The sequence below is a fragment of the Marisediminitalea aggregata genome, assembly GCF_900129565.1.
Taxonomy (GTDB): domain Bacteria; phylum Pseudomonadota; class Gammaproteobacteria; order Enterobacterales; family Alteromonadaceae; genus Alteromonas; species Alteromonas aggregata.
Map to the genome: position 1 here is coordinate 78,635 of NZ_FQWD01000003.1, position 21,018 is coordinate 99,652.

Sequence of the window (21,018 nt, forward strand, 5' to 3'; positions counted from 1 at the left end):
AGGTCGTAGAGAGGTAAGCCAGATTCTGATCTTTCGCTAGACTTCCGCATTATAATCTCAGACAATCTAGAATATTTATGTGCAATATAAGCAATAAAATTGACTTAATACCGCATAATAAAGTAAAAATACGCCACTTTTCCCACCGGATAGCTCAACGTTGAGTATCATCCTGATAAAGAAAATTCTGAGGAGAGCAACTATGGCAGATCAAAAAGCCATTCTGAAAGCGGGCGACAAGGAAATAGAACTTCCTATTTTGTCCGGAACAGCCGGACAGGATGTTATCGACATTCGCGCCCTTGGCAAACACGGCTATTTCACCTACGACCCCGGTTTCCTGGCGACTGGATCTTGCGAGTCTTCCATTACGTTTATTGACGGCGAAAAAGGTGTATTACTGCACCGTGGTTTCCCTATCGAAGAGCTGGCGCGTGATGCAAGTTATCTTGAAGTGTGCCACATGTTGCTGCACGGCGATGCACCGGACAAGGCACAATACGACGAATTTGAGAACACTATTAAGCGCCACACCATGGTGCACGAACAAATTAATATGTTCTTCCACGGCTTCCGCAACGACGCTCACCCTATGGCGATGTTGAATGGTACCGTGGGCGCAATGTCTTCGTTCTATCACAGTGACCTTGATGTTTCTAACCCCGAACAACGCGTTCGTTGCGCACATCGTTTGATTGCTAAGATGCCTACACTGGTTGCCATGTGTTACAAGTACAACATTGGCCAACCATTTGTTTATCCACGCAATGATCTGAGCTATGCAGCTAACTTCCTGAACATGATGTTCTCCGTACCTGCAGAAGATTACGTGATCAGCCCGGCTGTTGAGCGCGCTATGGATCGCATCTTCACGCTGCACGCCGACCACGAACAAAACGCGTCAACGTCTACAGTACGTTTAGCGGGTTCTTCTGGTGCTAACCCTTACGCATGTATCGCTGCTGGCGTTGCGTCACTTTGGGGCCCTGCGCACGGTGGAGCAAACGAAGCATGTCTACAAATGCTGGAAGAAATCGGCACTGTAGATCGCATCCCTGAGTTTATTGCTCGTGCGAAAGACAAGAACGACCCGTTCCGTCTGATGGGCTTCGGTCACCGTGTTTATAAGAACTACGACCCACGCGCGACCGTAATGCGTGAGAGCTGCCACGAAGTACTGAAAGAGCTGAATGTACAGGATCCGTTACTTGACGTAGCAATGGAGCTTGAGCGCATCGCCCTTGAAGACCCGTACTTCGCTGAGAAGAAACTGTTCCCGAACGTTGATTTCTACTCAGGTATCGTACTGAAAGCTATTGGTATTCCTACCAACATGTTTACCTGTATCTTCGCCCTGTCTCGTACCGTTGGCTGGATTTCTCACTGGCATGAAATGATGTCTGACCCAGGTCAGAAAATCGGTCGTCCACGTCAATTGTACACTGGTCACACAGAACGTAAATACACGCCTCTGAGCAAGTAATATTGCAAAGTGAGCTGTAGAAAAGGCCCTGCGGGGCCTTTTTTATTGTGCGCTTACCGGTTTGAAGTATCTATTTTTAATCTGACCCCCGGTAAACTTTGCTATTTGTGTGAAAGTAAAGATTCTGATCGAATTTTTGTTAGCCAATGTATAATTTTTGTCGATACATTCTATTAATATATTGGTAAATCAACACCGTGAACGGCCTGTTTCTGTTTGTTTCTTATACTAATTTTTAAACACAATAGAAACAAACGTTATATATAAAATTAATAAGTTATAAACGAAACGTTATCACCATGAAACTACAAGCTAAATTATTAGGTTACGCAGGTCTAATACCCTTTCTACTTTTGAATATGGCCTTGTTATTCGATGCCTATCCCACAAGTTTAATTTACATTTTATTTACACAATACTCTGCTGTTTTGTTGTCTTTTTTCGGTGGTATTCATTGGTATGACGCGATAAGCAGCAACAAAAATGGCCACCAAATGTATATCGCCATGCTGCCCACTATTATCGGATGGCTGTGTCTCACACAAACCGGGGCGCATTGGGTGCTGGGCGTACTGAGTGCCAGCTATGTTCTGATGATGTTCTACGACAAACAGGTGCTGACACTGCCCAAAACTATGGTCGTTGACTATACAAAGCTAAGAATGTCGCTGACAACCATTGTGGTGTTGTCACACGCTGTAATGATATTTGCACGTTAATCCTCTTCAAGTACAAAAAAAGCCCCGTCAGCTTACGCTCACGGGGCTTTTTTGTCTGTTACAGCCAGGCACTACTCAGCACGTATTAACGCCAGCAGTTCTTCTGTTTTCGCTTCCATCAAAGGTATGTCACCTTTCGATTCAACATTCAATCGAATAACGGGTTCGGTATTTGATTTACGCAGATTAAAGCGCCAGGTACCGAACTCAAGACCGATTCCGTCGGTTTCGTCAATAACCTCAGCCAACGGTTGATATTTATCCAGCACGCGTTGTAAAGCGGCATCGGCATCTTGCAGTTTACTGTTGATTTCACCTGATGACGGGAACGCAGCAATACGTTCTTCAACCAATGAAGCAAGTGACTTTTGCTTAGTACATAGCAGTTCAGCAACAAGCAACCAAGGGATCATACCTGAATCACAGTAAGCAAAATCCCGGAAATAATGGTGAGCGCTCATTTCGCCGCCGTAAATAGCATCTTCCTTCCGCATCCGCTCTTTTATAAAAGCGTGACCGGTTTTGCATTTAATCGCCGTACCGCCTGCGTTTTCGATGATATCCTCGGTATTCCAATATACACGTGGGTCGTAAATAATTTTGTTATCGCTGTCTTTGTCCAGAAATGCCTGAGCCAGCAATCCAACAATGTAATACCCTTCGATAAAATTACCGTCGGCATCGAACAGGAAGCAGCGGTCAAAATCACCGTCCCACGCAATACCAAAGTCAGCGCCGTGTTCAATAACGGCATTTGCCGTATCTGCACGGTTTTCTGGTAATAACGGATTAGGAATACCATTAGGAAACGTACCATCCGGGTTGTGATGAACCTTCACAAACTCAATTGGCACATCTTTTTCCAATAACCTTTTCTCCAATGCGTCCAGTGCAGCACCTGCAGCCCCATTTCCGGCATTAGTCACGATTTTCAATGGCGTGAAGTTATTGATATCAACATAAGACAAAATATGCGACGCATAAGCATCCATGTTGGCATGTCGGTGATACTGGCCGGATTCCGCCAGAATATCCGTAGCGATGTGTGCTTTACCCGCATAAAACGCATCTGCGTCGATTTTTGCGCTCTTGGCGTAGAACTCAAGGCGATCTGCAACATACGCGTCATCTAACTGTTCAGCGCGTTCTTTAATGGCGTTTAAGCCGGTATCGCCGCTAATGGGTACTGAACCCGCCTTAACCAACTTCATACCGTTGTAATTAATCGGGTTATGGCTAGCCGTCACTTCAATGCCGCCATCAACCCCAAGATGCTTGGTTGCAAAGTAAATTTCTTCGGTTCCCGCCATACCGATGTCGGTAACGGTTGCACCACCATCGATTAAACCGGCACTCAATGCCAGCTTGAGTGGGTGCGATGTCAGACGCACATCACCGCCAACCACAACCGTCTTGGCACTCAGTTCTTCGGCGAATGCGAAACCAATGCGATAGGCGACTTCTTCGTTTAACTGACTATTGAGCTCACCGCGAATGTCGTAAGCTTTAAAACAAGTAATTGGTGTACTCATACACTGCACAGCCCTTTTATTTCGACTCAGTACGACCATAGCGGTCAGAAAAACGCACAATATCGTCTTCACCTAAATAGGCACCAGACTGCACTTCAATGAGTTCTAATGGAATCTTACCCGGGTTCTCGAGTGCGTGAACCTCGCCAATCGGAATGTAAACGGATTCATTCTCGGTAACTAACTGGGTATTTTCACCAATAGTCACGCTGGCTGTGCCAGACACCACAATCCAGTGTTCGGCGCGATGATGGTGCATTTGAACAGAGAGCTTTTCGCCAGGTTTCACTGTGATACGTTTAACCTGGAAGCGTTCGCCATTGTCGATGGAGTCATAGCTGCCCCATGGACGGAATACTTCGCGGTGGAACTGGAACTCCGGTCTCTGTTCAGCTTTTAATTTGTTTACGACATTCTTAATGTCCTGAACCTTGTCTTTGTGAGCAACCATTACAGCATCTTTGGTTTCAACAACAACCACGTCATCCAAACCAACAACCGAAATCAATCGCTCTTCTGCGTTAATATAGCTGTTGTTCACGCCTTCCAGAATTGCATCACCGACAACGACATTGCCATTGGCGTCTTTTTCGTCTGCGGTTTCCCACAGCGATGACCAACTGCCAACATCTGACCATCCTGCGTCTAGTGGGATCATGGCCGCATGCTCGGTCTTTTCCATAACTGCGTAATCAATAGAGTCGTCCGGGCAGGTCGCGAAAATTTCAGGATCGATACGAATAAAATCCAAATCCTTGCTTTCAGATTCAATGGCTTTTTCACAAATAGCCAGCATCTCCGGGGCATGCTTCTTCAGTTCAGCCAAGTACACACTGGCTTTGAACATAAACATACCGCTGTTCCAAAAATAATTACCGGAAGCCACATAGCTTTCCGCTGTCGCCATATCCGGTTTCTCAACGAATTGTTCAACCTTAAGACCATTACCAACAACAGCGCCACTCTTGATATAGCCATAACCAGTATGAGGTTGGTCAGGCACAATACCGAAGGTAACCAGGTGTCCTTCTAATGCCAACGCATTTGCTTCAGCCACGGCTTTGTGAAAAGCGGTCTGGTTCTTAATAAGGTGATCCGCAGCAAGGATCAATAAAACCGGGTCTTCATTTGATTTGGTTGCATGTAATGCCGCGAGCGCAATTGCGGGGGCGGTATTGCGCCCTACCGGCTCTAATATGATACCACCATGGTCGCCTTGCATCTGACGCAATTGTTCGGCCACCAAGAACCGATGGGCATCATTACAAATAACAATAGGTTGCGCAGCTTCAGTGCCGTCCAGACGAGCTAACGTGTCTTGTAGCATGGTTTTGTCTGAAGTGAGTGCAAGAAATTGCTTTGGCAGTGCTGCTCGGGATTTAGGCCATAAACGACTGCCAGATCCACCGGCTAAAACGACTGGTTTCATTTGAGTTCCTGTTGATATGATGAGGGCTGTCTGCAGCATGCCTGATGTAGAAAAGTCAAACCAACATGCCAACCCTTTTTTAATTCCTGACACCATGTTAATCAAGGGAGCCAAGCCAATCAACACAAAGCGCCCCTAAAAAGACCACTTTCTGCGAAGTTTTTTATAAAGCGGTGTTTTAGCCGGGTCTATTGACTCTGAGTGAGTAATTTTCGAGCGGATAAAAGCGCTTTATTAAAGCGCTTTCGAGAACGGGATATTCAGGCGAGTGTTCCCCGCTGGTAATCGAACAGCGCCTGCTGAATCTCAGATTCAGAATTCATAACAAATGGGCCGTATTGTACAATCGGTTCACCAATGGGCTGAGCAGCCACCACAATGGCTTTACCTGCAACCGAAGTATCATTGCCGCAGTCCAACGTTACCTGGTTACCGTCGCTAAGCACCGCCAATGTACCTGCATTAATGTTTGTGCCATCCACATCGACCCTGCCTTCATAGCAGTAAATAAAAGCATTGTGGCCCTGCTGAATAGGAATATCGAAGGTAGTACAAGACTGCCAGTGCACATCGATAAACATTGGAGACACTTTGGCCGTTTTAACCGGCCCGTTTACGTTCATCAGTTCACCGGCTAACACCTTTGCACTGGCGTGTGGATTGAGTGCCACTGAAGGCACCTGTTCGGCCGGAATGTCTTGATAACCTGGTGCCGACATTTTGTCTTTAGCGGGTAAATTGACCCACAGTTGGAAGCCCTTCAACAACCCGTCGGTTTGTTCAGGCATTTCTTCGTGAATAATACCTCGCCCCGCATTCATCCATTGTATGCCGCCCGTTTCAATCAGACCTTCGTTGCCGACAGAGTCTTTATGTCGCATTTTTCCTTTAAGCATGTAAGTCACGGTTTGAAACCCACGATGAGGGTGCGCTGGAAAACCTGCCAGGTATTCATTTGGCTGATCAGAACCAAAGAAATCCAGCATAAGGAAAGGGTCAAGATGGCGTAACAACGGCTGCCCAATGATTCGGGTGAGACTTACACCTGCACCGTCCTGCGTGCCGACGCCTTGTACGCGTTGTGCTACCTGTCTGTTTGTCATTGCATTACTCCCACAAACTCAGAGACGGCCCAACAGGCACTACCCCCGTCGGATTAATCATTGTATGGCTATAATAATAATGGGTTTTAATATGATCAAAGTTCACCGTTTCAGCAATTCCCGGCATGCGGAATATCCTTTTCATATAGTCGTAAGTGGCCGGATAGTCCTTAATCTGCTTTAAATTACACTTAAAGTGGCCGTGGTAAACGGGATCAAAACGAATCAGCGTGGTAAACAACCGGATATCCGCTTCCGTGAAAGTATCACCAACAAGAAAAGCGTGGTTAGACAGCCTTGACTCGACCTTGTCCAGGGCAGCAAAAAGCTGAGTAACGGCCTCTTCATAAGCATTTTGCTCTGTTGCAAAGCCAGCTTTGTACACGCCGTTATTGATATCGTGGTAAACCCATTCGTTCACTGCATCGATCTCGCTGCGCAACGCTGCTGGATAGTAATCATCCTCGTTGCCCGTCACTGTATTAAAGCCGCTGTTAAAATAACGAATGATCTCCGCTGATTCATTGTTCACTATTTGTTGAGTATGCGTATCCCATAACACCGGCACTGTGACGCGAGAGGTAATATTGCTATCGACCCGCTGGTATAACTGATACATGTATTGGTGCTGATAAAGCATATCGCCTGTCGCACCGGGATACGGCAGAAAAGTCCAGCCGTGTTCACGCATTTTAGGATTAACAACAGAAACTGAAATGTGCGGTGCCAGGCCTTTTAATTCACGCATGATCAGTGTGCGGTGCGCCCAGGGGCAAGCTAAAGACACATAAAGGTGATACCGGCCGCTATCCGGTGTAAATTCACTGTTAGAAGATACTTCATTTCGAAACAATGAAGCCTGACGCTTAAACTTACCTTCGTTGCCCTTTGTGTCATACCAGGTATCGTGCCACCGGCCTTCAACTAACAATCCCATAATATTCTCCCATAATCATTATTCGTTTATTTCAACATAGTCTACCTTCGTAGCCTTAACGTAATACTGGGACCAATTGTTCGATGGATTAGAATATTCTCGACACGATCTCTCTCGCGATGGGAATGGCACTGGTAGCCGCTGGCGAGGGGGCATTGCCAATGTGAAGTGACAAGGGAGATGAAATAAATTTAAAGTCGTGGATCAGGTTACCATTTTGGTCAACCGCCTGAGCGCGAATACCAGCGCGATAAGGCAGAAAATCTGCGGCCGTGATCCCCGGGCAATAGCGACTCACTAATTTTGCATAATAGGTTTTCGACAACGATGATCTTAATTCACTCATGACTGATTTTCGAAAACGCCAAAGTAGCTTCCAAATATCCGCCTTTCCAAAAATATCCAGCCACTGAGATTGTGATGAGATAATGCCTTCGTATACCTCTTTACCTGTCGCCAGAATGGCATTTGGCCCAACCGTCGTGTAGCCACCAATCATCTTCGTAAGGTGAACGCCTAAAAACGGCATGGCTGGATCAGGGATTGGATAAATAAGATGCGATGCAACCTGATTGTACTTCTCTGTCAGACGATAATATTCTCCGCGAAAAGGCAACATGCGAAAATCACAAGCTAATCCCTGACTACGAATCAATGTATCGCTGAAAATACCCGCGCAGTTAATCACAAAGCCGCCCTGGAAGATTTTTTCGCCAGCAGGTGAAGATACAACGACGTTTACTGAGTCACTCTGCTCAACAAGTTGCACCACCTTGTGATTAAATCTTATATCAACAGAGGCGCGAGCTTGTGCCAATTTCAACAAACAGTTCGTCACCGCCTTGTAATCGGTAATACCTGTTTGCCGCACCAGAAATCCACCTTGAGCGCGTATATTGGGCTCCATTTGACGAATGCGATGTGCCGTTAGCATTTGTGGGGACAACGCATTTTGCTCACAACGTGCAAATAGCGCTTCCATTGCCGGCAGTTCAGTGTCTTCAGTAGCGACCAATAACTTGCCGCATTGCTCGTAGGGCAACTGGTATTGCTTGCAAAGTGACAATGTTTCTTCCAGGCCTTGCCGGCAAAAGGTCGCTTTATAGCTGCCCGGCGGATAATATACGCCGGCGTGAATAACGCCTGAGTTTCTACCCGTTTGCTGGCTGGCAGCCTGACTGGCTTTGTCTAACAGAAGTATTTTAGCGCCGGTGCGCTTTTGGCTGAGTTCATTGGCAACTGCCGCACCAATGATACCGGCACCAATAATCACAAAATCATACGCAGACATAGGCAAATCATTGAAAAATGGTAAACTCGGCCCGATAGTACCTGACCGTATTTTCTCTGCAACCCTATCGAAGGTGTAAAGTATGACCTATCAGTCGCGATTTGGCGGCATTACCCGACTCTACGGAAACGATCGCCAGCAAATAATTGCTAATGCACAAATAGCTGTCATTGGCATCGGCGGTGTTGGTTCCTGGAGCGCTGAGGCGTTAGCAAGAACAGGTGTTGGCGCCATAACACTGTTCGATCTGGACGATATTTGCGTGACCAACACCAATCGGCAAATCCACGCATTAACCAATACTATCGGAGCAGCAAAGGTCGACGTGATGGCTGACCGTATTCGCGATATCAACCCGGATTGTCAAGTGCACGTAATAGAAGACTTTGTGACGCCGGACACGGTAATGACCCACCTGGATGGTAATTTTACCGGTGTCATTGAAGCCACGGACTCCGTAACAGCGAAAGCCAGTATTATTTATTACTGCAAGCGCAATAAAATTCCTGTCGTTACGGTAGGTGGTGCGGGTGGACAGGTAGATCCGACACAGATTACTTGCGGGGATCTGGCGAAAACCATTCAGGACCCCCTTGCCGCAAAACTCCGAAACCTGTTACGCCGTCAGTATGGATTTTCAAAGAACCCCAAACGAAAATTCGGTATCGACTGCGTTTATTCAACCGAACAGCTTCGTTACCCGCAACCAGACGGTTCCGTGTGTTTCAATAAATCCATGGAAGATGGCAGTACGCGTTTAGACTGCGCCTCTGGCTTTGGTGCATCGGTCGCAGTAACGGCAAGTTTCGGTATGATCGCCGCTGCCAGGCTGATAAATAAGTTAACCGGGGTATAGAAACTCGACATTTCGTCGCCTGTCACGCACAATCAATAAATAATAGAAAAGCGGAACGAAATAAATAAAGGAAAACCGCGGATGAAACAACAAGAATTAGAAACACTTATGACGGAAAGTGCACAGGATGCCGTCGGAACAAGTCATGAAATTTTTCAGATTGAACTGGATTACAGTGCCGACAGCATCGCACTTGTAGACGACCTGTTATTGGCGTTTGTTGCTCAGTATCACGACCAGGCCCTTGAAGACGAAGCTGTGTTCACACTTTGCAATATATATGGCGCTTACATTGGTGAGGTCATGCGGGCTTTGGTCGGTGGCCAGTGGCGTTACGACACTTCCGATGAATCAGCCCCTTTCGTAGTGTTGGATGTAGGTGAATATTCCTACGCGTTTGCCGGCATATGTTACGAACGCCTGGTAAACGACAGTGCGGTTTCAGTCAAAGCCTACTTTGATCAGGCGATTGCTAACAACACACAATAACTTCTTTAGACCTGGCGTTACCCGGCCAGTTTACTTCGAGGATGACGGCGTTACTGCTTCAGGTAACCGCCGCCAGTCTTCGATCATGATCTGCAAATACTGACTTTTCACTAACATGTAAGCCATTACACACAGCGCAATGAAAATCGAGCCGTAATACACATTAAACTGCCCGCCCATTTTCACTGTCAGCATGCCCATAACGGTTACCTGACAGCCAATGCCCAACCAGCACAAAGGCTTAAGCCATTTACGCCAGGTTAGTCTTTGCTTTTTCCATAACACGCTGCGGAAACTCGTCAATAAAAAGGCAATTGCAAAAGGCATCGCAGCCAGAACTTGCCAAACCAGCCAGTGGCTGTGCACAAAAATAAGCTTGAAAAGCGTATCTGCTTCGCCTGGCAACGCGCTAATCATCAATATCAACAGGACATCACGTGCACCAAATGCCAATAGTCCGTACCACCAGGTTGGCGGCAGGACGACACCGGCCTCGTCGTAACAATGAAGGGGCAACGCTAAACGCAAGTCTTTACCCTATCGCTTTAGAAAAGTGAAAACTGGCAATGGGCATACCATGGGAGAAATAGAAACCATGTGCCCGGGTTCGCTGAGTACCCGAATCCAGATGTAATGATTCACACCCCAGCGATTCTGCATGTTGCTGACACGCAGTTAGTAACCTGTCGCCAATACCCTGCCCCCGACAAACTTCATCCACCACCAGATCATCGATGTACATGTGTTTGCCCCAGGCCAGTTTTTGTCCGACAACAAACCCGGCAACTCCTACGACAACACCGTCCACACTAGCAATCGCAAGTCGGTAACCGGCCTGCCACTGTTGTTGAATTGCTCTATTTAATTCTTCAATTGTGAACTGAGGGCGCAAGTGCTGCATGACGCGGCTGACGTCCGTCAATACGACATCGTCAAGCGACTCCGGAATACGGCATTGAACAGAAGACAAATCGATATCCTTCGTAGGTTTTTAACAGAGAAATTTGCTATACTTCGCGCTTTGTAGCTTACCAAAGATATCCAGAAAGCCAATCTTTATGACCGTTGAAAAATTTGACCCGAAACAGACAACCACACTGGATGCGCCAAAAACCGTGCTCAAAGAAGCCGCCGCATCGACTCAGACTGGCAATGCACAGTCGCGCATTGGGTTTGTTTCATTAGGCTGCCCGAAAAACCTGGTAGATTCAGAACGCATCCTTACTCAGCTTCGCACTGAAGGCTATGATGTAGTACCTACCTACAACGATGCAGATCTTGTAATTGTAAACACCTGTGGTTTCATTGATGCCGCCGTTCAGGAATCACTGGACACCATTGGTGAAGCATTGAAAGAAAACGGCAAAGTAATCGTAACGGGTTGCCTGGGTATCAAGGAAGACGAAATTCGCGAAGTGCACCCGAATGTGCTGGCAATCACCGGCCCGCACGCCTACGAAGAAGTCGTCAATCAGGTCCACGATCACCTGCCAAAACCTGGCCACAACCCCTTTGAGCACCTGATTCCGGACCACGGCGTTAAATTAACGCCGCGTCATTATGCCTATTTAAAAATTTCTGAAGGCTGTAATCACCGCTGTACATTCTGTATTATCCCCTCGATGCGAGGCGATTTAGTGAGCCGCCCTATTGGTGAAATCCTGGACGAAGCCAAGCGCCTTAAAAATGCCGGGGTAAACGAGTTGCTGGTTATTTCACAGGACACCAGTGCTTACGGTATTGATGTTAAGCACCGTACGGGCTTCTGGGATGGCATGCCGGTAAAAACTCACCTGTTGCAACTGTGTCAAAAACTCGGAGAGATGGGCATGTGGGTACGCCTGCACTATGTCTACCCTTACCCACATGTTGATGACCTGATCCCACTGATGAACGAAGGGAAAATTCTGCCGTATCTGGATATTCCTTTCCAGCATGCGAACAAACGTATTCTGAAGTTAATGAAGCGACCAGGCAGTGCTGAACGCACGCTCGACCGCATCAAAAAATGGCGTGAACAATGCCCGCAACTTATCATTCGTTCAACGTTCATCGTGGGCTTTCCGGGCGAAACTGAAGCTGAATTTGAAGAGTTACTGGACTTTATTCGAGAAGCAGAATTGGATCGCGTGGGATGCTTTGCCTATTCACCGGTTGAAGGTGCGGTTGCAAACGACTTGCCCGATCCGGTCGACGAAAAGGTTAAACAGCAGCGACTTGAGCGCTTTATGGCGGTGCAAAGCGAAATCAGCGCAGCGCGTCTTAAGGCCCGCGTCGGTCAGGAATACCAAATCGTCATTGACTCTGTGGATGCAGAAGGCGCAGTAGGACGCTGCTATGCCGATGCGCCGGAAGTCGATGGTGTCGTGCATTTAAATGGGGTTTACGATGTGAAACCTGGCCAACGGGTCTGGGCAGAAGTTATTCACACCAATGAGCATGATATGTGGGCTGTGATGTCTGAAGAACAAGACGAAGAGCCAGCAGAAGAAAGCGACACAGAATAAGCGTTATCTGCTCCAGGATCTTAAAAACCGCCAGTGCATCTTGCCTGGCGGTTTTTTGATTTACCAGGGCAACTCATCACCATTGGCATGTATGAATTTACCCGCCGTCTCGACAGACAGCGCTTCGATTCGGGCGATTAGGCGTGATGCCGCAGTTGCCGCATCGACGTCTCCCTGCCCACCAACCATATCGGTTTGCACGAAGCCGGGGTGAAATAAACCCACCGCGACACCACGTGGCGCCAAATCCCTTGCCATTGATACACCAGCCGCATTCAGCGCAGCCTTACTCATACGATAACCGTAATAACCGCCGGAACCATTGTCTGCCATCGAGCCCATTCGACTGGTAATGAGCGCGACCTTTGCGCCAGCCTGCAGGTTTTCAAGCAAGCACTGCGTTACCAATAATGGTCCCATTGCGTTCACTCTGAACTGATAGTCGATGGTATTGGGCTGCCACTCGTCTATACGCTCGTTCGCTAACACCCCTGCGTTATTGATTAGCAAATCAATACTGACGTCCTTCAGCGCCGATAAACTACCGGGCAAGGTGTCTGGATTACCCACATCGACGCCATCGATGACTGTTGCTCCGCTATCAGCCAGCGCGTCAGACACATTACGGCACAAGCCATAAACACGATGGCCGGCTGCGACAAATTGTTGCGTCATGGCCAATCCAATACCACGGTTCGCACCTGTGATCACGACATTCATAGTTATCTCCTGATTACGTTGCGTTGAGTGATGTAAGCAGCGTCGCTAAATCTTCCGGCGTATCGATACCCACTGGTGGCGGACATTTAGCTAATGCCACGTGAATAGCATCGTCATACCACAATGCCCGTAGTTGCTCCAATGACTCAATATGCTCAAGGGCAGACGGCTGATAACTCACATATTGCTTGATGTATTGCGCCCGGTAGGCATACAAGCCTATGTGCCTGCGGTAAAGCGTCGGGTCTACCGACACCGGCTCAGCCATCATAGTATCCCGGGCAAACGGAATGGCTGAACGACTGAAATACATGGCACGCCCGCTTGCTGAAGCCACGACTTTTACCACGTTAGGATTTAACACGTCAGCGGGTGAATGTAACTCTGTACACAGCGTCGACATTTGCCAGCTTTCGCTAGCCGCCAGGTTTTCAGCTACCTGTTTAATATTATCAGCCGGCACAAAAGGCTCATCCCCTTGCACATTAACGACGATTTCTTCGTCAGCGATGCCTTTCGTGCGCACAACTTCAGCAATACGTTCAGTGCCGGACGTGTGCGCCGTATCAGTCATAACCACCTCAGCAAACTCTCCGGCAACAGATGCAATACGATTGTCATCGGTCGCCACAATGACCGCACTTGCACCCGCTTCCTGCGCACGCTCAACCACATGCTGAATCATTGGTTTACCCTTGATATCAACCAAAGGCTTGCCAGGAAAACGCGATGACTGATACCGGGCCGGGATCACTACCGTAAATGCCATGAATTACCCCTTTTTAAGCGCCTCAAGTTGCTCCAACGTGATACTGCTTGCCTGCTCTTCCAACAACACAGGAATACTGTCTTTTAGCGGATACACCAGACGGTCAAACCGACACACAAGCGCATCTGCATCATTGTGTTGTGCAAATAACAATTTACCTTTGCACACCGGACAAGCGATTACATCGAGAAGCTTTCTATCGAATGCCATAATACATCCTTAATATTGCCGCTGAATACGGCGAAGTTGTTCAATAATATTGTCTAAAAATTGCGCCGAAAATTGCGCTGAAATAGGCTGATACCAGCAATCATCATGCGCAAATTTAGCGGCTTTTACTGCGTCTTTTTCGGTCATAACTACGGCTTGCGCCGGTATATCATCTTCGCTGATGGCGTGATGATCAGGCAATGCTACCGTGTGATCTACCGTTAACCCGAGTTGTTGCAACTGCTTAAAGAAACGCTGTGGGTCTCCGATGCCGGCGAGTGCCGTAATCGGCTTGCTCTGGTTGGCTAAATCACTGACAGCCAGACGCATTTGTGGGTTTACCACGTTATGCAATTCTCCTGGTACAAACCGCATTTCAATTGGATTATAAGGTTGCAGATTTTTCGGAACCGGACTATCCGCGGTTCCCTGATTAAAGATAATCGTGTCTACCGTTTCCAGTCGCCACATGCCCTCACGAAGCGGGCCCATAGGCAACAATTGGCCATTGCCGAATAACCGGCCATCTACCACGACTAACTCTATATCGCGTCCTAATGCGTAATGCTGCAAACCATCATCGCTGATAATCACATCACAGTGGTGTTGAGTAATCAAATGCTGAGCGCCGCGCGGACGTTTCGGATCAATCACCACGGGTACCTGACAGCGCCGGGCAATTAACAGCGGTTCATCACCCGTCTTATCTGGTGTTAAATCAGGTGTGACATCAAACGGAAATTGTGTAGTTGTACTACCGTACCCCCGACTGACGACACCAACGTTAAAACCTGCCTGTTTAAGCGCATCACAAAGTGCAACGACCACCGGCGTTTTACCATTGCCGCCCACACTGATATTCCCTACCACTATCACCGGCGCAGACACTGCCGTTTGCTTAGAAAAACCGGTTTTATACAGCCAGCGGCGAAGACCCGACAGCGCAGCAAACAGCAAACTGAATGGCAAAAACAACCATTGATACCAGGCTCCCTGATACCACATGCGGGTTACCCAGTTCACCCGTTATTCTCCGAATTGCAACGCATGGAGTTGGGCATAGGCACCATTGGCTTCGAGTAGCTGCTGATGTTTACCGCTTTCGACGACTTTACCCTGATCGATGACCAGAATTTGGTCAGCGTTTTCAATGGTCGATAACCGGTGAGCAATGATAATACTGGTACGGTTTTGTTGCAGACGTTCCAGCGCATCCTGAATCATTCGCTCTGATTCGGTATCCAACGCTGACGTGGCTTCATCTAAAATCAAAATAGGCGCATCGAGTAACAGTGCCCGGGCAATTGCAACGCGCTGGCGTTGTCCGCCTGATAAACTCGCGCCGTCTTCACCCACCATGGTATCCAGGCCCTGTTCCAACTCGTCAGCAAATTCCATGACATGCGCCAGTCGTGCCGCGTGCTCGATGTCTTTTCGACTCACGCTGTCACTTACGCCATAGGCAATATTGTTAGCAATGGTGTCGTTAAACAAGGTTACCTGCTGAGACACCAGTGCAATATTTTTGCGCAGCGAGGCCAGCGTAAAGGCGTTAATATTGGTGTTATCAACCTGAATATCGCCCTGTTGAGGTAAATAAAACCGCGTGATCAATGACGACAATGTCGACTTACCACTGCCTGAGCGTCCCACCAGCGCGACACTGCTGCCAGCTGGAACATGCATGCTGATCTGATTGATCGCAGGTTGCGATTTCCCCGGATACGTAAAGGTCACATCGTTAAAGCGAATGTCGCCAGCGAGGCGCTTTGCATCCTGTTGGCCTGTGTCGGTTTCCGCCTGTTCGTCGAGAATGGCAAAGATGCTTTGACATGCCGCCATGCCTTTCTGAAATTCACTGTTTACGGTTGTGAGCTGTTTAAGCGGTTTGAGTAACATCACCATGTAAAACACAATGGTGACAAAGGTACCGGCTGTCAAATCGGTTAATAATCCAGGCGTACTGGCTATGTATAACACCACGGCCAGAGCAATCGACGCGATGACCTGAATGGTAGATACGCTCAGTGTTTGCGTCACGGCCAGTTTCATATTTTGCTGGCGATTACTGTTATTCTTTTGCGCGAAACGCTGCTGTTCTTTGTCCTGACCTCCAAACATCAGCACCACTTTGTGGCCTTTTACCACTTGTTCTACTGCACTGGTGAGGCTGCCCATGGACTGCTGAATATTGCGGCTGACTTTTCTGAAACGTTTTGTGACGTAGCTAACAATAACCGCGACAACCGGCCCAACGAACAGAAAGACCAACGAAAGCTGCCACGACAGGTAAAACATCCAAATCAGAATACCTATCACCAACGCCCCTTCCCGCACCAGAATGGCCAGTGACTTACTGGATGCTCTGGCAATTTGATCGGTGTCGTAAATCACTTTGGAGATCAGGTTGCCCTTGGCCTGCTGGTCGTGAAAGCTGACCGGCAGATTGATGTACTTGGCAAACAACTGCTGGCGCATTTTCATGACAACTTGTGCACCAATCCAGCTAAGCGCATAACTTCCAAGGAAATTAAATATGCCGCGTAATATAAAAACCGGAACAACGAGATAAGCCGCCATCCGCAAATAATCGTAATCCTGCTTATTTAAGGCCTGATCGATAACAGGTTGCACTTGGGATATGACGAAAGTATCGAGGCCAGAATAACCTACCATGCCAATGAAAGCGGCGACGAACGCCAACTTGTATTCGCGTAAATAAGAAAAAAAGCGTTTTACCGGCAAGTCTTGAGGGCTGTTTGAATGCATATCACACTAATATCTAAATGAATCGCGCGTATTGTACCTGTTATATGGGCAATTCACTAATTTCAAAATGCATGATGGTACCAGGGTCCAATTTGCCGGTATTGTTGAATTGTCAGTGACTTACCCATATCAACGCGAAGATACCCGGTTTTACTCGTGTTAATTGTCGTGACATTGCGCCGTTGGTAGCGATCCACAACCTGTGGATTGGGAAAGCCCCAACGGTTTAACCAGCCTTGCGAGAAAATCGCATATCTGGGAGATACTGCATTAATAAAGGCTTCCGTGGACGACGTTGCGCTGCCGTGATGAGGTGCCAACAACACATCTGCATTGAGTAAGCCTAGCTCGGTTTGTCGGTTCAGTTGGGTAATCAATGTCTGTTCAGCACTCGCCTCTATGTCTCCGGGAAAAAGCGCAGAGTGATATTGACCTGACACTTTCACAACACAAGAGCGATTGTTATCTGAATCGGTAATATCACTATTAGCCAATGGCCAGAAGGTTTCAAACTGCAACCCCTGCCACATCCATTGCATTCCACTTTCACATCCGTTGTCGGGCGATAGCATCGTCAGTTCAGGGAAAGTGCGCTTGAGGACTTCGAGCCCGCCGGCATGGTCGTTATCGCCATGACTTATAATTAACAAGTCTACGGTCAAACCATGCTGTTGAATAAACGGCAGTAAAACCGACTCTGCGTAACTGCCCGTGTCACTAAAACTGGCTCCGGTATCAATAATCACCGCCCTACCGTAACGCGTAACCATGGACGCGCTACCTTGTCCGACATCAAAGTAATGAATTAACTCAGGTTTTTTAGCAAAACCTGGTAAAAATTTGGGATAGAGGCAAACAAACAGAATAACGAGCATGAGTCTGTGCTTTCCTATAAAAGGCAGCATTAGAACGCCGAGTATCACTACCGTAATGGCCAACAATACGGACTGACTTCCACTCAAAAGCGCAGTACCGACACCATCCTCGATACGTAAGGCTCCCCATTTCATGAACTGAAGAATACGGTCTAGACATGACCCCACCAGATTCAGATAAGTTCGTAACAACACCGAATCAGCGTCGCAGCAAAGTAACAAAAGAAGCCCAACTAAACATGCCGGAACAATGGCAAGACTCATGAGAGGAATGAGCAGAAGATTAAAAACCGGGGCGACCCAACTGACACTCTGAAACATAACAAGCGTCATTGGGATCAGGCCAACACTCATCAGTCCCTGCATGATGAGTAGCTTCCGCCACCAGGGCACTTCTGCACGAAAACAGCTTCGCCAGCGCCAATGTATAAGCATGATAATGGCTACTGCTCCCAAACTTAAATAGAGCGCCATTCCGTACACAGCTTCAGGCTGGATCACAAGGCAAATGGTAGCGGTCAGCAAGAGTACGTTGCTATGCCCAAGCCGCCTTGACCAGCTCCACAAGCAAATCCATACACACAACACCACATACGCGCGAGTCACTGATACCTGCCAATTAGCACAGTACGCATAGGCCGTGCTGCCTAGCAGCATGCATGCCCATTGCACAGGCAATAACGACGTAAATCGGAAACGACTGGCACGACACAACACACTCACGCATTGAACGCAAATCAACATTACACCGCCGGCAAGTGCGAGATGTAAGCCGGAGATAGCAAACAAATGCGCAGTACCCGTTGCTTTTAAGAGCGTCCAGTCTTCATCAGTGAAACCTCTTCGATCGCCAAACATCAGCGCTTGCAACCACTTATCCCCCGTTACCTGTAATGCGGATAAGGTTTGTTGAAGTTGTGACCTTAGTGTGAGTGACGGGCGAACCAGCGCAACCTGCTGCCCTATTACGTAACCGGTGCGCACTATCTGCTGACTCACATACCATTTTTGCGTGTCAAAACCGGCAGGATTAGCAACGGCTCGGGCGGGTTTAAGCCTGACCTTCGCTGAAATCTGTTGAGACACAATAAAATGTTTGTCCGGCTCATAGTAATATATGACAGCCTTAAGCTCAGAAGGCCAGGCTTTGCCACCTATTCTGACCTGTTCCAATATCAGCCTGCTACTGCGTGTGTTGTTTGAAATCCCGGCAATTCGTCCCTCAATTGTGACATCTTGTTGAATTTCACCCTCCAGCTGTTGCCAGTACAGGTATCTTTGGCCTAAACTCGCAGCCCAGAGAATACCCACGCACCCACCTATTGTGAGTCCGGTCAGGATTGGCTTGACATTAGTCAACAAAACGAACGGTCGGGTTTTGCGTTGTAACGTAACAAAGAGTACTATTCCAACAACGGTAATCAACGCAACCTGCAAAGGGTGTGATGGCATGGATGTCCACCATTGTGAAGACACCACTGCGCAACAAAACCCTGTTGTAATACTGCTTAGAATGCGTCCGTTCACCCGATGACTCAGTTGTCAAAATAGTTTGAAAGGTATGCCTAAAAAATTCATAAAGCGATTTTTGCCAGATCATCAGTCAGTTAAAAATAACCGGGCGTTAAAAATTTTCGGCACTATTCTGCACGAGCCCAATCTCTGGCATTTAAACCGCAAGTCTGCCGCCGGCGCTTTCGGCATTGGATTATTTTTTGCATTTTGGCCAGTGCCCTTTCAGATGTGGCTGTCCGCCGCAACCGCCATTCCGTGCCGGGTTAATTTACCGTTATCCATAGCCACAGTATGGATCACAAACCCGTTCACCATGCCGCCCATATTTTACGGTGCTTATCTTGTAGGCTCTACTGTACTGGGGACCGATTCTCAGGCCTTTCATTTTGAACCAACCTGGGACTGGGTGGTGAATTCCTTATCCACAATAGGTCCTGCCTTTTTATTAGGCTGCGGGATCTGCTCCATTGTGTTTGGCATTGCCGGTTACTACAGTCTGAACTGGCTATGGCGCTTTTCTGTTCGAAAGGCCTGGCAAGCGCGAAAGCAAAAGCGTGGGCAAACTGCCGCTTAACACCTCCAATCCTTTTTCTGTAACAGTGAGTACCGATAACCACTAGTGTCTAATCGGAATTACTCATACCTGTCTATGTCGTGATTTATTTAGTTAAAAAATAAGTTATAAAAGATGCAAGATGGATCACTTCTACGCCATCAATTAGGGGTAAACCCTCATAACCATTGTTCACATAATCACCTAGAATTTTACATGTCATTTACATGACGATAGTACCAGTTTGGGGAGTTGTTCAGGCATAGTCGCCAACCTCACATTGGATTGCATTACGTACATTTATTTACGTTGCTGTGGAGAAGGTATGATGAACAGATTAATGAAAAAGAGCGCAGGTTATTGCGGCTTGGTATTGGGTTTCTCAATGATTGCCACGGGTGCGCAAGCTACGGTGATTGCAAGTGAAAGCAATGCTTACGCACTGGGTGTGGATTTAAGCGTAGAGGTCAATAATGTGGCTGCCGCTCAGGCGAGTTTAACGCTGCCGTCGATGTTACAACAAACTGCACCCGGCGCTTACGATATGTCGAATACGGCAATATCCGTTGATGCCAGTGTAGGTGCCACGTTTGCAGGGCTTCAGGACGCCGACGTATTTGCTTCGACAGGGGTATTTAACGGCCAGATCACCTCAGATGTCGATGGTGGAAACGGGTCAAGAATGACCACTGGGTACAGTGAAGTGAACGGTTTAGGTAGTAACGTGTTTGATACCACGGTTCCGCTGGATCTGAGCGCCTTGCTGTCGGTCAACAGTACAACGTTAAACAGTTACGCTGAAGTGTCCGGAGATTGGGGATCATTTTCAGCGGTGGGTAGTTCAATCATAGAAGACTTGAGCATCTTCTTTTTGGGCAGTCAGGTAGACCTGCTCTCTGAAGGCATTACGGCTGACGTGCTGGCAGGTTCGACGCCAAACTTTCAGCTCATTGATTTTAATGGTATCGCAGGTTTAGACCTGATCTTAAACGAACAAAACAGCACATGCTCAATGTCTGGTTTTTGTAGCATGGAAGTAAACGCACTTCGATTTGCTTTTGAAGGCGTTAGTTTACTTGATGCTGGCATAGATGGACTGATCAATGGCGAGCTGATCATTGGTCACAGCTATGCGGAAATGACCGGCATGCCCACCGCACCGGTTAACGCACCGGCCGCTTTAGGTATGTTGCTCATGGCCACCGCAATCAGCGTAATGAGAGCTCGCCGGTAAAGCATTCGCATTGTCAGGCCCTCGCGT

The 21,018-nt window shown here is 47.7% G+C and carries 20 protein-coding genes; 7 read left to right on the forward strand and 13 right to left on the reverse strand.

Annotated features, from left to right (window positions below; all coding sequences use genetic code 11):
- The first annotated feature begins 202 nt into the window (after positions 1-202).
- Both BUB81_RS08365 and BUB81_RS08370 read left to right on the forward strand, forming a co-directional pair.
- Positions 203-1,483 (forward strand): citrate synthase, encoded by a 1,281-nt coding sequence (locus BUB81_RS08365; RefSeq protein WP_073321336.1) that lies wholly within the window; start codon positions 203-205, stop codon positions 1,481-1,483.
- Positions 1,484-1,782: 299 nt separating this feature from the next.
- Positions 1,783-2,202: a DUF3429 domain-containing protein gene (locus BUB81_RS08370; protein WP_073321339.1), complete on the forward strand. Its 420-nt coding sequence runs from the start codon at positions 1,783-1,785 to the stop codon at positions 2,200-2,202.
- Between the two features lie 71 nt (positions 2,203-2,273).
- Here the strand turns inward: BUB81_RS08370 and BUB81_RS08375 are convergent, their stop codons facing one another.
- The 5 genes from BUB81_RS08375 to lhgO form a co-directional block, all read right to left on the reverse strand.
- The gene (locus BUB81_RS08375; RefSeq protein ID WP_073321342.1) at positions 2,274-3,734 is read right to left on the reverse strand and encodes a phosphohexomutase domain-containing protein; all 1,461 of its coding nucleotides are present in this window, start codon (positions 3,732-3,734) and stop codon (positions 2,274-2,276) included.
- Positions 3,735-3,750: 16 nt separating this feature from the next.
- Positions 3,751-5,163: a mannose-1-phosphate guanylyltransferase/mannose-6-phosphate isomerase gene (locus tag BUB81_RS08380; protein WP_073322754.1), complete on the reverse strand. Its 1,413-nt coding sequence runs from the start codon at positions 5,161-5,163 to the stop codon at positions 3,751-3,753.
- A 260-nt stretch (positions 5,164-5,423) separates the two neighbouring features.
- Positions 5,424-6,266 (reverse strand): pirin family protein, encoded by an 843-nt coding sequence (locus tag BUB81_RS08385; protein ID WP_073321345.1) that lies wholly within the window; start codon positions 6,264-6,266, stop codon positions 5,424-5,426.
- A 4-nt stretch (positions 6,267-6,270) separates the two neighbouring features.
- Positions 6,271-7,203, reverse strand: coding sequence for a glutathione S-transferase family protein (locus tag BUB81_RS08390; protein WP_073321348.1), 933 nt, complete (start codon positions 7,201-7,203; stop codon positions 6,271-6,273).
- A gap of 88 nt (positions 7,204-7,291) precedes the next feature.
- On the reverse strand, positions 7,292-8,494 hold the full coding sequence (gene lhgO, locus BUB81_RS08395; RefSeq protein WP_073321351.1) for an L-2-hydroxyglutarate oxidase: 1,203 nt from the start codon (positions 8,492-8,494) through the stop codon (positions 7,292-7,294).
- A gap of 82 nt (positions 8,495-8,576) precedes the next feature.
- Here lhgO and tcdA point away from each other — a divergent pair, with 82 nt between their 5' ends.
- Both tcdA and BUB81_RS08405 read left to right on the forward strand, forming a co-directional pair.
- Positions 8,577-9,350 (forward strand): tRNA cyclic N6-threonylcarbamoyladenosine(37) synthase TcdA, encoded by a 774-nt coding sequence (tcdA, locus tag BUB81_RS08400; RefSeq protein WP_073321354.1) that lies wholly within the window; start codon positions 8,577-8,579, stop codon positions 9,348-9,350.
- An 81-nt stretch (positions 9,351-9,431) separates the two neighbouring features.
- A complete protein-coding gene (locus BUB81_RS08405) occupies positions 9,432-9,839 on the forward strand; it encodes a hypothetical protein (protein WP_073321357.1) in 408 nt (135 codons plus the stop codon).
- Positions 9,840-9,869: 30 nt separating this feature from the next.
- Here BUB81_RS08405 and BUB81_RS08410 read toward each other — a convergent pair whose 3' ends face one another.
- Both BUB81_RS08410 and BUB81_RS08415 read right to left on the reverse strand, forming a co-directional pair.
- The gene (locus BUB81_RS08410; protein WP_073321361.1) at positions 9,870-10,367 is read right to left on the reverse strand and encodes a DUF2919 family protein; all 498 of its coding nucleotides are present in this window, start codon (positions 10,365-10,367) and stop codon (positions 9,870-9,872) included.
- A gap of 4 nt (positions 10,368-10,371) precedes the next feature.
- Positions 10,372-10,809, reverse strand: coding sequence for a GNAT family N-acetyltransferase (locus BUB81_RS08415; protein ID WP_084526365.1), 438 nt, complete (start codon positions 10,807-10,809; stop codon positions 10,372-10,374).
- Between the two features lie 88 nt (positions 10,810-10,897).
- Between BUB81_RS08415 and rimO the strand changes: the two genes are divergently transcribed.
- Entirely contained in the window at positions 10,898-12,346 is a 1,449-nt protein-coding gene (gene rimO, locus BUB81_RS08420; RefSeq protein ID WP_073321364.1) for a 30S ribosomal protein S12 methylthiotransferase RimO, read from the forward strand.
- Between the two features lie 60 nt (positions 12,347-12,406).
- Here rimO and BUB81_RS08425 read toward each other — a convergent pair whose 3' ends face one another.
- The 6 genes from BUB81_RS08425 to BUB81_RS08450 form a co-directional block, all read right to left on the reverse strand.
- The gene (locus BUB81_RS08425; RefSeq protein WP_073321367.1) at positions 12,407-13,066 is read right to left on the reverse strand and encodes an SDR family oxidoreductase; all 660 of its coding nucleotides are present in this window, start codon (positions 13,064-13,066) and stop codon (positions 12,407-12,409) included.
- 13 nt (positions 13,067-13,079) lie between these two features.
- Entirely contained in the window at positions 13,080-13,835 is a 756-nt protein-coding gene (gene kdsB, locus BUB81_RS08430) for a 3-deoxy-manno-octulosonate cytidylyltransferase (protein ID WP_073321371.1), read from the reverse strand.
- A 3-nt stretch (positions 13,836-13,838) separates the two neighbouring features.
- A complete protein-coding gene (locus BUB81_RS08435) occupies positions 13,839-14,045 on the reverse strand; it encodes a Trm112 family protein (protein ID WP_073321374.1) in 207 nt (68 codons plus the stop codon).
- Positions 14,046-14,054: 9 nt separating this feature from the next.
- Positions 14,055-15,068 carry a tetraacyldisaccharide 4'-kinase gene (gene lpxK, locus BUB81_RS08440; protein ID WP_073321377.1) on the reverse strand — a complete coding sequence of 338 codons (1,014 nt, stop codon included), beginning with the start codon at positions 15,066-15,068 and terminating at the stop codon, positions 14,055-14,057.
- Positions 15,069-15,071: 3 nt separating this feature from the next.
- Complete coding sequence (msbA, locus tag BUB81_RS08445) at positions 15,072-16,814, reverse strand: lipid A export permease/ATP-binding protein MsbA (protein ID WP_073321379.1); 1,743 nt, start codon at positions 16,812-16,814, stop codon at positions 15,072-15,074.
- A 62-nt stretch (positions 16,815-16,876) separates the two neighbouring features.
- Positions 16,877-19,141, reverse strand: coding sequence for a DNA internalization-related competence protein ComEC/Rec2 (locus BUB81_RS08450; protein WP_084526367.1), 2,265 nt, complete (start codon positions 19,139-19,141; stop codon positions 16,877-16,879).
- Between the two features lie 109 nt (positions 19,142-19,250).
- Between BUB81_RS08450 and BUB81_RS08455 the strand changes: the two genes are divergently transcribed.
- Both BUB81_RS08455 and BUB81_RS08460 read left to right on the forward strand, forming a co-directional pair.
- Positions 19,251-19,778 (forward strand): DUF2062 domain-containing protein, encoded by a 528-nt coding sequence (locus tag BUB81_RS08455; protein WP_073321385.1) that lies wholly within the window; start codon positions 19,251-19,253, stop codon positions 19,776-19,778.
- Between the two features lie 304 nt (positions 19,779-20,082).
- Entirely contained in the window at positions 20,083-20,991 is a 909-nt protein-coding gene (locus BUB81_RS08460; RefSeq protein ID WP_073321388.1) for a hypothetical protein, read from the forward strand.
- Positions 20,992-21,018 lie beyond the last annotated feature (27 nt).